Origin of the sequence: Labrys sp. 22185, assembly GCF_052045555.1 — a bacterium.
Classification (GTDB): domain Bacteria; phylum Pseudomonadota; class Alphaproteobacteria; order Rhizobiales; family Labraceae; genus Labrys; species Labrys neptuniae.
The window spans coordinates 1-11,439 of record NZ_JBQEPH010000068.1 but is presented as its reverse complement, the minus strand read 5'-3'; the positions used below and the strand labels follow the sequence as shown (position 1 = coordinate 11,439).

General features: G+C 62.0%; 10 protein-coding genes and 2 pseudogenes. 6 read left to right on the top strand and 6 right to left on the bottom strand.

What is annotated here, in order from left to right:
• Window positions 1-301 precede the first annotated feature (301 nt).
• From ACTJKX_RS36885 to ACTJKX_RS36875, 3 genes are all read right to left on the bottom strand, one after another.
• Window positions 302-1,492: an IS91 family transposase gene (locus tag ACTJKX_RS36885; protein WP_440728289.1), complete on the bottom strand. Its 1,191-nt coding sequence runs from the start codon at window positions 1,490-1,492 to the stop codon at window positions 302-304.
• Window positions 1,493-1,496: 4 nt separating this feature from the next.
• Window positions 1,497-2,402, bottom strand: coding sequence for a tyrosine-type recombinase/integrase (locus ACTJKX_RS36880; RefSeq protein WP_440728288.1), 906 nt, complete (start codon window positions 2,400-2,402; stop codon window positions 1,497-1,499).
• A gap of 285 nt (window positions 2,403-2,687) precedes the next feature.
• Window positions 2,688-3,509 carry an AraC family transcriptional regulator gene (locus ACTJKX_RS36875; protein ID WP_149249069.1) on the bottom strand — a complete coding sequence of 274 codons (822 nt, stop codon included), beginning with the start codon at window positions 3,507-3,509 and terminating at the stop codon, window positions 2,688-2,690.
• 77 nt (window positions 3,510-3,586) lie between these two features.
• On the opposite strand from ACTJKX_RS36875, the gene ACTJKX_RS36870 reads away from it, so the two are divergent.
• From ACTJKX_RS36870 to ACTJKX_RS36860, 3 genes are read left to right on the top strand one after another with little or no spacing between them, the layout of a single operon-like run.
• Window positions 3,587-5,701, top strand: a complete 2,115-nt coding sequence (locus ACTJKX_RS36870) for an FUSC family protein (RefSeq protein WP_149249070.1) — start codon at window positions 3,587-3,589, stop codon at window positions 5,699-5,701.
• On the top strand, window positions 5,698-5,913 hold the full coding sequence (locus ACTJKX_RS36865; protein WP_149249071.1) for a DUF1656 domain-containing protein: 216 nt from the start codon (window positions 5,698-5,700) through the stop codon (window positions 5,911-5,913). The genes ACTJKX_RS36870 and ACTJKX_RS36865 overlap by 4 nt, the downstream gene beginning before the upstream one ends.
• Complete coding sequence (locus ACTJKX_RS36860; RefSeq protein WP_440728359.1) at window positions 5,910-6,806, top strand: efflux RND transporter periplasmic adaptor subunit; 897 nt, start codon at window positions 5,910-5,912, stop codon at window positions 6,804-6,806. The genes ACTJKX_RS36865 and ACTJKX_RS36860 overlap by 4 nt, the downstream gene beginning before the upstream one ends.
• Window positions 6,807-7,070: 264 nt before the next feature.
• Here ACTJKX_RS36860 and ACTJKX_RS36855 read toward each other — a convergent pair whose 3' ends face one another.
• The 3 genes from ACTJKX_RS36855 to ACTJKX_RS36845 all read right to left on the bottom strand — a co-directional run bounded on the left by ACTJKX_RS36855 (window position 7,071) and on the right by ACTJKX_RS36845 (window position 9,176).
• Window positions 7,071-7,400, bottom strand: a complete 330-nt coding sequence (locus ACTJKX_RS36855) for a hypothetical protein (protein WP_149249073.1) — start codon at window positions 7,398-7,400, stop codon at window positions 7,071-7,073.
• A gap of 758 nt (window positions 7,401-8,158) precedes the next feature.
• The gene (locus ACTJKX_RS36850; RefSeq protein WP_149249075.1) at window positions 8,159-8,416 is read right to left on the bottom strand and encodes a thermonuclease family protein; all 258 of its coding nucleotides are present in this window, start codon (window positions 8,414-8,416) and stop codon (window positions 8,159-8,161) included.
• A 211-nt stretch (window positions 8,417-8,627) separates the two neighbouring features.
• Complete coding sequence (locus ACTJKX_RS36845; RefSeq protein WP_440728358.1) at window positions 8,628-9,176, bottom strand: cytochrome b; 549 nt, start codon at window positions 9,174-9,176, stop codon at window positions 8,628-8,630.
• A 105-nt stretch (window positions 9,177-9,281) separates the two neighbouring features.
• Here ACTJKX_RS36845 and ACTJKX_RS36840 point away from each other — a divergent pair.
• The 3 genes and pseudogenes from ACTJKX_RS36840 to ACTJKX_RS36830 all read left to right on the top strand — a co-directional run.
• Window positions 9,282-9,759, top strand: a pseudogene (locus ACTJKX_RS36840) (ImuA family protein); the annotation flags it as partial.
• A 229-nt stretch (window positions 9,760-9,988) separates the two neighbouring features.
• Window positions 9,989-11,095: a nucleotidyltransferase family protein gene (locus tag ACTJKX_RS36835; protein WP_149249077.1), complete on the top strand. Its 1,107-nt coding sequence runs from the start codon at window positions 9,989-9,991 to the stop codon at window positions 11,093-11,095.
• 207 nt (window positions 11,096-11,302) lie between these two features.
• Window positions 11,303-11,439, top strand: a pseudogene (locus tag ACTJKX_RS36830) (DUF932 domain-containing protein); the annotation flags it as partial.

The following is an 11,439-nucleotide window of genomic DNA, read 5'->3' as shown; positions in this document are numbered from 1 at the left end:
ATGGTGAAGGGTTTCGGGTGCCGTGAGGCGTACGAAAGCCTCCCATGCGGGAACCCGCGGGCCACTGTTGAGGGCTATGGGGATTTCGATTTGCGGCTGATGTCGGCGATGGTGCGACGGCTGGAAGGAAGCGCCGCGATGGACGCGGAGAGACGGCTTCGTTGAGCCTCGACGCGATGTTGTCGGCCCGTCGCGCGGCCGGAGGTTACCCCTTCGGCATCGGTTGTCACCATAGAGACGCGTGGGTCTGTTGCCGGAGGCTGAGTGTCTGCGGCTAGGGGCTGGATCATGCCATGCCGGGTCATGGATAATTCTCCCGGTTGGTCGCCGTTGGGTCCGGCGGTCCGCGCGGCTGCCTCCACCGTTCGAAAACCTCGATGACGATCATGCGTCCGCCACAGCAGGGGCATGACGGGCGGACGTCTGGTTCGCCCGGGCTGTCGTCATCGGACGGTGCCGCGACGTCCAGGAGCTCGCGGGCGAGCGCGAGGCTGGCCTGGCGGGCGGAGCCGGCGAGCAGGCCGTAATGACGGATGCGATGGAAGCCACTCGGCAGGACATGGAGCAGAAAGCGGCGGATGAACTCGTGGGTGGCAAGCGTCATGACCTGCTGGCGGTCGGTGTCGTCGCGGCGATAGTCCTTGTAGCGGAAGGTGACGCCACTCTCATCGAACTTGATGAGGCGCCTGTTCGAGATCGCGACCCGGTGGGTGTAGCGGGACAGGTAGGCGAGCACTGCTTGCGGCCCGGCGAAGGGCGCTTTGGCGTAAACCACCCAACGCGTCTTCCGGACGGGAGCAAGATGGCGCAGGAATGCCCGCCGCTCGGTGAGGCGCGCCTGCGACCCGAAGAAGGCGAGCCGCCCGGCATCGTACAGCGCAACCAGCCGGGTGAGAAAGAGCCGGCGGAATAGCGCCCCAAGCACTCGCACCGGGAGCAGGAAGGCCGGGCGCGACGAGATCCAGCGGCTCCCGTCGAGCGCGATGCCACCGCCCGGCACTATCATGTGCACGTGGGGATGGTGCGTCATCGCCGAACCCCAGGTGTGGAGCACGGCGGTGATGCCGATGCGTGCGCCGAGATGCTCCGGATCGGCGGCAATCGTCAGCATCGTCTCCGACGCTGCCCTGAACAGCAGGTCGTAGATCAACGCCTTGTTCTGGAAGGCGATGTCGGCGACCTCGGCGGGCAGCGTGAACACGACATGGAAGTAGCCGACCGGCAGCAGGTCAGCCTCGCGCTCGGTAAGCCATGTCCGCGCGGCCGCGCCCTGGCACTTGGGGCAGTGCCGGTTGCGGCAGGAGTTATAGGCGATCCGCCACTGGCCGCAGTCCTCGCAGGCTTCGATATGCCCGCCGAGCGATGCGGTGCGGCAGTGCTCAATCGCCGACATGACCTTGAGCTGGGTGAGGTTCAAGCGTCCGGCATGGGCGATCCGGTATGCAGGACCGGCAGCACGGAAGATGTCAGCGATCTCCAGTTCCGCCCGCACCTGCTCACCCGGGCGGTGTCTTGTCCTCCATCAGCGCCATCAGCCGGTCGAGCGGCCCGGCGACTGCGTGGATCATCCGGGTCGAGACCTTGGTGTAGAGGGCGGTCGTATCGAGCTTGCTGTGCCCGAGCAGCACCTGGATGACGCGGATGTCGACATCCTGTTCGAGCAGGTGAGTGGCGAAGCTGTGCCGCAGCGTGTGCGGGCTGACGCGCTTGCGGATACCTGCGACTTCGGCGGCCTCCTGAACCGCGCGGTGCAACTGCCGCGACGAGATCGGGTCGGTGCAACTGCGCCCCGGGAACAGCCAGCCATGCGGAAGCATGACCCCGCGCCGCTTTCCTTCACGCCACCACAGCCGCAACAGTTCCAGCAGTTGCGGCGAGAGCATCGCGTTGCGGTCCTTCTGGCCCTTTCCCTGCTCGACACGCAGCAGCATGCGTGTCGAGTCGACATCGTCAACCTTCAGATGCGCAACCTCGGACACTCGCAGCCCGGCGCCATAGGCGACGCCGAGCGCGGCCTTGTACTTGATGCCGGGTGCGGCCTCGAGCAGCCGTGCGGCTTCCTCCACGCTTAGCACGTCGGGCAATTTGCGTGGATGGCGGACGATCACCAGCGCACGCCCCAGATCCCGCCGCTTCAGCGTGACCAGGAACAGAAATCGCAGTGCCGAAACCGCGCCATTGATCGTCGCAGGGCTGATGCCGTTCTCATGCTGGCTCAACTGGAAGCCGCGAATATCCTCAGGTGTTGCGGTGTCGGGCGAGCGTCCCAGGAACGCGGTAAAGCGTCGGACGTGACGAACGTAATCCTGCTGCGTGTGCGAGCCCAGACCACGCAGGAGCATGTCGTGCTGCATGCGCTGGCGCAGGGGTGAGACGGATGTACCAGTCGACACAGTAGCCATGGCGAGTTCCTCTTGTTGAAGGGAACTCCATGTTCGAGGGCGGCCGCCGCCACCCGCTCAAAGGCTGTGAATATTACGCCACCTCACCGCTAGGCGACACTCCCGCGAAGCGGGTTCGTGCATGGGTCACGAGCTGCTGCTGCCGATCTGCGGGATAAATCAGGTTATCGCACCTAATCGGCGGTTCGCAGTGCCGTTTAGTACGACTGCTGTGATGGAAGGCATTATCGCGCCACCGACTACAATATGCGAGCCGCGCGCATCGCCGGGAAACCCGAATATCATTCACTCCTTACGCGGGTTAGGGGCTGTGAGCAGCGTCGCCCTGCGTTGCGCAAAATACTGTGCGGGCGTGCTTCCTAGAGCCTTCTTAAACATCGTGATGAAAGCGTTCACCGACTCGTAGCCAAGCTCGGCCGCTACGGTCTGCACTGTCGCACCGCTGGCCAGTTCTCGGAGTGCGACGATAAGGTGTAGTTGCTGCCGCCAGCGTCCGAACGTCAGGCCCGTCTCCGCGATCATCAAACGGGCCAGCGACCTCTCACTCATCGCCACGCGTTTCGCCCATTCGGCCGACGTGCCGCGGTCGGAAGGTTTAACCGTTAGAGCATCCGCTATCGTACGGATCTTCGGATTGCTGGAGACGTGCAAATTGAAGCGCTCACGCGGCATTTCGGCCAGTTCGTCGAGGGCCACCCTAGCAAGCCGGGCCGCATGTCCATCCGAAGGATAGTCGGCAGGCTCGCGAGCCAACCGATCGACCATTTCCCGGATCATCGGGGAGATTGACAGAGTACAGCAATCCTCGGGTAGCTTCGCCGCCCCTGGTTCCACGAAGAGATAGTTAAGCCGGGCATTCACTGTCGCCCGGGCGCTATGCGGCACGCCGCCCGGAATCCAGACTCCGCAGTTGGGCGGCACGATCCAGATCTCGTTATCTGCGGTACAAGTGACCGCCCCATGCAGCGTGAGGATCAACTGGCCCTTGCGATGCAGATGCATCGGCACCTCCGCCTCGTAATCTGCGAAGTCGAGCTGCCACGCGACGGCCGGTCGATCCGTAAGGTCGGGGTCGAAGACAGAGACGGCTGATCGTGACAGGAGCATCTGATTGGCAGCTTTTAGATATTTTCTGACAGAATACCGAATTTATTCGCCTCTGCAATGCAGTGATAATGCGTCGCATGAGCGTCGAACCTTCAGCGAACAGATCGATAGGGAAAGCCGCCGCCGCGATAGCGGGTGCGGCTTCGCGTTACTGGCGAGCCCCCGCTACGAGGGCAGATGCGGATGCGGTTCTGTTCTCGGTGAAGAGCTTCGCCGCGGCGATGCTGGCCTACTACATTGCGCTGCGTATCGGGCTGCCCAAACCTTTCTGGGCCATCGTGACCGTCTATATCGTCTCTCAGACCTCCGCAGGTGCATCGCTCAGCCGCGGCGTCTATCGGTTCGCTGGGACGCTTATTGGCGCCGTGGCGACGGTTGCGATCGTCCCGAATTTCGTGAACGATCCGATCGCATGCAGCGCGGTTCTTGCCTGCTGGATCGGTTTTTGCCTCTTTTTCTCACTACTTGATCGCACACCAAGAGCCTACGCCTTCATTCTGGCCGGCTACACAGCGAGCCTGATCGGTTTCCCCAGCGTGCAGGATCCCGGCGCGATCTTCGATACGGCCTCGGTGCGGGTCCAGCAGATCTTGATCGGGATACTTTGCGCCGTCCTGGTGCATCGCTACGTCCTGCCGAAGCGCATGACCGGCCAGTTCACCGTCAAACTGTCGGCAACGCTGCGGGATGTCCGTCGGCTGGCAGGCGATGCGCTGAATGGAACGCCCGGAGCGAATCGCAGCGAGCGTAACCAGCTCGCAGCGGACCTCCTCGCCCTGCAGGGGTTTGCAACGCACCTGCCGTATGACGCAGCGCCCGTAACGCCGGATGCCAAAAAGCTCCAACTGCTCCATGACCGGCTCGCCCGACTGCTTCCGCTCGCAACCGAGATCGAGGACCGGATCCATTTCCTTGGCGCTGAGGGCGACAACCCGCCCATCGAACTGATCGCCTTCCTCGGTGACGTCGGGATCTGGATCGCAACCGTCGAGGCGACCGCGCGGGAGAACGCCGCAGTCCATCTGATCGCCCGCGCGCGATCACTTCAGAGACATTTCAGCGCGGAGGCCGCGACCCCTGACGATAGGCTCGCCGCCAATCTCGCCGGTCATCTGGCCGAAATGATCGGCCTGCTTCAAGACTGCGACAGGCTTGGGCGGAATGTCGCGACTGCCGACCGATCGCGCGAGGCGGCATCGCTCCACGGGGCGCTGCGTGCGACCGGCTACGTCTATCACCGCGATCCCTGGATGGCAGGCCGGGCCGCGCTGGGTGCCATCGTCGGCATCCTTATCGGCTGTGCCCTCTGGGTGTGGTCGGCTTGGCCAGAGGGCGGAACGGCCATCTCAATCTTCGGCGTATGCTGCGCATTGTTCGGGAATGTCGACGCGCCAGTGCCGAACGTCATCAAATACCTAGTCGGCTCGTTTTATGGGGTGGCGATCAGCCTCGCCTACAGCTTCGTCATCCTTCCCCAGGTCACGGACTTCGCCGTCCTTGTCGCGGTGCTCGCCCCCGCCTTCCTGTTCGCCGGCTCCCTGCAAGCGCGTCCCTCGACGACGTTCATGGCGCTCGGCATCACTCTCACCATCCCGATCCTCTCGGGTCTAGGCGCCAATTACACCGGCGACTTCGCACAATCCCTCAACACCATCACCGCGCTTTTTGCGGCAACCGGATTCGGGGTCGTAAGCATGTCCCTGTTCCAGACCATACCGGTCGACGCGGCGATCAACCGGCTGCTTCGCTTAAGTCGGAGGGACGTCAGCCGACGAGCCCTCGGCGGCCTGCCCGACGAGGCGCACTGGAGGAGCCTCATGATCGATCGGACAGCGCTGCTCCTCCCAAGGCTGCGGGTGTCAAACCAGGACGATTTGGACGTTCTCGACGATACCCTGCACCATCTTCGCATCGGTCACGCCGTTGGTCAGCTTCGCACGGCGATCCCACAGGTCAAGGGCGACATTGGCGACAAGGTGAGCGAACTTCTTTCCACGATCGCCGCACGCTTCAGCGCTGGAAGCCCGACGGGATCGGTCGATCACATCGGCTTTGATCGGCGCATCGAGACGTTGGCGGCGATGATCGCCGTCAGTTCGATGAAGGACCGCTCGAGGATGCTCGACCTCCTCATCGACCTTCGGTTCGCGCTCGCTTCGAGTGGCACGGCAGATGGGGGATGCAGCTCATGATCGTTGATCTCAATGTTGGCGGCGTCCTCATCCCCGGCCTGCTGGTGCTCGCATTCGCCGCGCTTGCCGGCACCATTGCGGTGATCCGCATCCTCTCCGTCGCGGGCATCTATCGCGTGTTCGCATACCGGTCGCTCGTCGAGCTCGCCACCTTCGCCATCATGTACGGTCTGCTCGTGCAGCACCTACCATCGATCGGGTTATTTCAATGAAGCCTTTTCTATCCCTGCTCGGCCGCTACGCCCTGACCCTCTGCCTCGTCGCGACCGCCACTCTAGTCGGGCTGCCGGTGTGGAGGCGCTACGAGCAGACGCCATGGACACGGGACGGGCGCGTGCGCGCTGATGTGGTGCGTCTCGCGCCCGACGTGTCCGGCCTCGTCAGCGAGGTGCTGGCGCATGACAATGAACAGGTTCGTGCGGGCGACGTGATCTTCCGCATTGATCAGGCGCGCTATACGCTTGCCCTGAAAACGGCGGAAGCCAAAGCGGACAGGAGCAAGGCCGCTCTAGACATGGCCAGTCGCGATCTCGTCCGCTATCGACAGCTCGGGGACGCGAGTGTCACCCAGCAGAAGTTGGAACAGGTGGAAGCCAACGCCCGGCAGGCCGAGGCGAGCTATCGGCAGGCCCAACTCGAGCATGACCTCGCCGCGCTCGATCTGGCGCGATCTTCGGTCAAGGCTCCGGTTGACGCCATCGTCACCAATCTCGGCATTCATCCAGGAGACTTTCTGGCGGCCGGGGTACAGGCGGTGGCTCTTGTCGACACCGCCTCGCTGCGCATCGAGGGATACTTCGAGGAGACGAAACTGCGGCAGGTCGCGATCGGCGACCGAGCCAGAGTCCGGCTGATGGGGCACGATGGCGAGATTGCCGGCCGCGTGGAGAGCGTCGCTGCTGCCATCGCCGACGACCAGCGCGGCGACACGGGCAATCTTTTGCCGAAAGTCGTGCCAACCTTCTCGTGGGTCAGGCTCGCGCAGCGCATCCCGGTCCGCATCCGCATCGACCCCGTCGCCGTCGGCATCAGGCTGATCTCCGGCAGTACCGCGACCGTCGAGATCATCCCCGCTAGCGCCAAGTCTGCGAGCGCGGCGAACTGAGATGGTGACGGTCTAGAACTATTTTGGCAGATTCACGGAGGCTTACTGCTGAAGCGAATTCGGCAGTTGGGACATCGATGGACGGGGATGAGCGGCGATAGCGCCTTGAGGACCGTACGCCTGACGGCCGACAGGCTCGGTTGAGGGTGACCTCTTCCTGATGGTTTTTCCGCTCGTCCTGCTGCTGTAAGCGCCGGTGCTGCAGGAAGTTCGTGAGAGCGACAACAATACTGGTGCTTGCGGACAACTGCCCCGCTGGAATCGTCACTCTTCCGAGTTCGCGTCTTGCGCTTTTCGCTCGTTCTCGCAGGAAATTCGCGAATCGAAGATCAGGTATTCTACGCTGCCAGCGATGCGCCTGCAGGCCGGAAGAGTTTCTCCTGCCTCCGTCTTCCCCTCATTCTGCTTGCATCTGAATTCTTTCGACGAAAGGCGGGACGCAAGCTTCTCGTCGACTTTGATGCAGTGCTGCTTACCGGGGCTCTTCAACCAGTTGAACGTGTATTTTCCGACGAATGAGGATTCGGTTGCCCCCGCCACACCACCGAGGAAACACAGAGTGCTCACGGCAGCCAGAAACTTCATGAGCTTCATCTAGCTCTACCTTTCTGTAGGACATCGAGGTCAGCGTACCACGTCCGCATCGCAAGGCTACCCGCGGTATCCGCTCGTGCGCCACGCTGCCATACCAGCGCATGATCCAGGTTCAGGATTTGGTCCAGCCGCGAGCGGAACAGGTCGTTCTGTCCGCTCTCTCGTCGCTGTTTCGGCCGCATCATCACCCCCGCCATCGCCTCAACTACGCGTCGGGGGCGAACATCGCGATGGGGAGGGGCGGGTGGGGCACCGGCAGTCCACTTTTGATAGCTGGGGTTGAGGCGCAGAAGTTGATCCGCCTTGTCCTCAGGTCCATCCTTCAGCCGCTGGTAGGCAACATAGGCCACCTGCATGCGCCCCTCATCCCACTAGGCTCTGGCCGTCGAGATCGGGCCAGTGAGGGATAGTGCCAAAAGTGCGATTATAGCCGGCTTGCGCATCGTATCGCACCCACCTGAATGACCGGTTGCAGCCCATAGTGGCAGTATCGATGTGAAGCGGCTGTGACAACGCCGGGGGACACAGAGGTGAGTTTTGCCGCTAATCTCTGTTTGGCGCAGCATTTGGCCCGCACCAATAGAGTCGCCGCTCCTCACGCGCAGCACGGCCGGCCTTCCAAGGACGGGCCAGATCCTCTCGGACAAGCTGCATGCCTGCGTTGAGCCCCGACGGGCTACCGATCCGTAACGAGCCTAGCGTGCGCCGGTATAGGTCCCGGCGCGCGTCGCGTTCCACATAGACAACCTTGCCTCTGATCAATTGCACCAGCCTGACTTTGGCCTTGAGGCCTTGCTCCAGCCCTTCCTTGCAATCGGGATGAAAACCTCGGGCGCGTCGATGTCCAGGAGCCGGATACGCTCCGAACAGCCCGGGCCGGGCGTTTTGCATGGCAGGGCGACTGTGTCGCCGTCGAGAACGATGATGCGGTTGCCATCGACCGCCTCATAGGTGGTGGCGCTGGCCGGCGAGGTAAGCAGGAAGACGCCAACGGCGATACGCAGAACGGATTTCATTCTTCCTCTTAGCATCAGCTATCGGCCGCTTTCGAGATCGATACCGATCGGCCGCGCATTTTATGCCACGCTTTCTGTGGCATTCTTGTAGCGCGTTCCGGGCCTTTGGCCGCCATTCGAGGGCTTGCGGTCGAGCCAGCTCAATAAGCGGCGTTAGCGTGGTCGAAGCGCCTACCGCTCGCGCCCCTTAACCCTGACATCGAGGATGCGGCTATTTGATCGTCCGCGGCGTTAGCATGCGGCTCAGCACGGCATCCTTTTTGTAGAACTGGTGCCAGCAAACAGCCGCGAGATGGAGCCCCACAACCACATACAAGATCCACGCGCCGTGATCGTGCAGCCATTCGCCAGCCGCCGCTATCGCTGAATCGCGCCTTAACAAGCGCGGCCACTGAAACAAACCGAACCACGGCAATGAATAGCCGCCGGCGGCGGAGAACATGTAGCCAGTGATCGGCATAAACACCATGAGACCGTAGAGGGTCCAGTGCGCGGCATAAGCGGCAAGACGCGCTGTACGATTTTCGTTTTCACTCGTGGCCGGCGTCGGCCAAATCAATCGAAGGGTAAGGCGCGGCAGCAAGAGCAAGGCTGCGGTTAAACCCAGCGACTTGTGAATCTCCAATATGAATTTTTGAGTGGGCGTGCCGGCCTCGAGGAAGGAAGCCCAAAGGCCTAGTCCGAGTGCGGCAAGAATGATGGCCGCCATGGCCCAATGGAAAAAACGCTGTGGGGGTGAATAGGTTTTGAGCGATTGCATCCGTTCCTCAGATCGTCAGTCAATATTCCACAATTCCCCCCATACGCCGCGGCTAACACCTTCCTGCGACGGAACTTGGGCAGCCACGAGATGGCGCAGAGCGGCGCGGGCGGCGGCAATGGGGCCGTTGACGGCGCGGCCGCGGCGCTATTTGCCGCGGGCATAGCGGCCCGCCCGACGGGCAAGGTTTTGTGGTGCATCACTAGGCCCGATCTCTTTGCGCCCGCGCTGGCCCAAGCGGGTCTGGGGCCAGATCGGGTAATCTATGTCGAGGTTGGCGACGACAAGACCGTGCTCGCCTGTATGGAAGGGGGCCTTCGCCATGGCGGACTCGGCGCCGCCGTTGCAGAAGTCGCGCGCCTGTCGATGACGGCCTCCCGCCGGCTCCAACTTTGTTCGGAAGGAACGGGATCGATCGGCATCGCGCTTCGGCGCTGGCGGCGACACACGGAAGCAGCCGATTTTGGGGCAACCGACCGCTGCGATGACCCGCTGGCGGATTTCGGTCTTATCGTCGCAGCCGCTGCCCGTTCCCGGTGTCGGTCGACATCGCTGGCTGGTGGAACTGATCCGCGCACGTGCGGCTGCGATATAGCAGTCTCCAAGTTTGCGGAAACAATCTCGCTCACTGTGCACCAGTTGAACGAAAGGGCGATTCAACGCTATCGCGACGCGGTGGCGCGACTGCGCTCGGCGGTAGTCGAGTCACGAGCGAGGCTATATGTTTTCTGTAAATATCTTATAACGTGCCTTGCCCTATTGTTGCGTGGCAGCTATAAGATCTTACAGTAAATCTTATAGCTTGAGGTCACATGAAAACCATTGACCTTGCCTACCGCACCATGTTCGCCGAATTGGTGCAGCGCAGCCTCGATGCATCGTTTGAGACCGATTTCTCGATTGCCGGCAACTTCGTGCGCGTACCCGTCAAGGGCAGGAACTATTGGTATTTCGAGCAGACGCAGCCAAAGAAAACCCGCAAATATGTGGGTCCAGCGGACGATCCCGATATTGCCAAAAGGGTCGAGGCCTTCCAGGAAATCAAAGGTGATCTGCGCGCCCGCCGCAGGCTTGTTTCCTCCTTGACCCGGGACGCTGGCCTGGCGGCACCCGATCGCTTCACCGGTGACATCGTGGAAGCAATGGGCAATGCCGGCATATTTCGTCTACGAGGACTGCTCGTCGGCACGGTTGCTTTTCAAACCTATGCCGGCCTGCTTGGCGTCCGCTTGCCTGGTGCGTCGTTGCAGACAGGTGATGCCGACTTCGCCCAGCACTATTCGGTGTCGTCGTCGCTCGAGGATACTCTTCCCCCTGTTCTCGATATTCTGAAGGCGATCGATCCCAGCTTTCGGGCGATCCCCCACCGGCTGGATCCGGCGCGTGTGACGCAATTCGAGAATGCCGCCCGTTACAAGGTGGAATTCCTGACACCGAACCGCGGATCTGATGACTACGCCGATCACGCCAGCCCGATGCCGGCTTTGGGAGGTGCGTCAGCCCAACCCTTGCGCTTTCTCGACTTCCTGATCCAGGAGCCGGTGCGGACCGTCATGCTCCACCGATCCGGCGTCCCGGTCGTCGTGCCGTCGCCGCAGCGATATGCGGTGCATAAATTGATTGTCGCCTCACGGCGGCAATCGGATGCCGGCAGTGCTGCAAAGCGTGAAAAAGACATCCAGCAGGCGAGCCTGCTGATCGAGGCCCTCGGCGAAACCCGCCGCGGGGACGATCTTGCCGAAGCCTTCACCGAGGCTTGGAATCGGGGTCCGAATTGGCGCGCAGCCATCCAGCAAGGCTTGAACGCGCTGCCAGAAAGGCAAAGAACGTCAGCCTTGTCGACGATCCAAGTCGGCCTGGCTTCGATCGGCGCAAAACCGGATGGCTTCAACGGGACGGGATCGACCGCAAAGACATGACAATGCCCTCGATAGTCGGGTGTGCGAGGGAAGCTGACGATTTAACTATCGATCGGAAAGCACTCGTCCGTCCTTTAGCCGATACCGGTGTCCTCCTGCATAAGGCGGCGCCGTAGCGCCCGTTAGAGTGAGAGAGTGGATGGGATTTTCGTGACGGGTTGAAGGTCGGGAGAGAGGTTTCCGGCGCCCGTCATGGAGATTGGTTCCATGACCATTGAGGTTCTTGATAGCCGTCGCGACGCAAGCGGTGGATATAAGGTCGATGTCAGCCGCGGTGAACGGATCGGCCGTGTGTCTTCCGAGTGGTTCTCGCGCCCCGGCGACGAGCGATATCTGTCGCTATC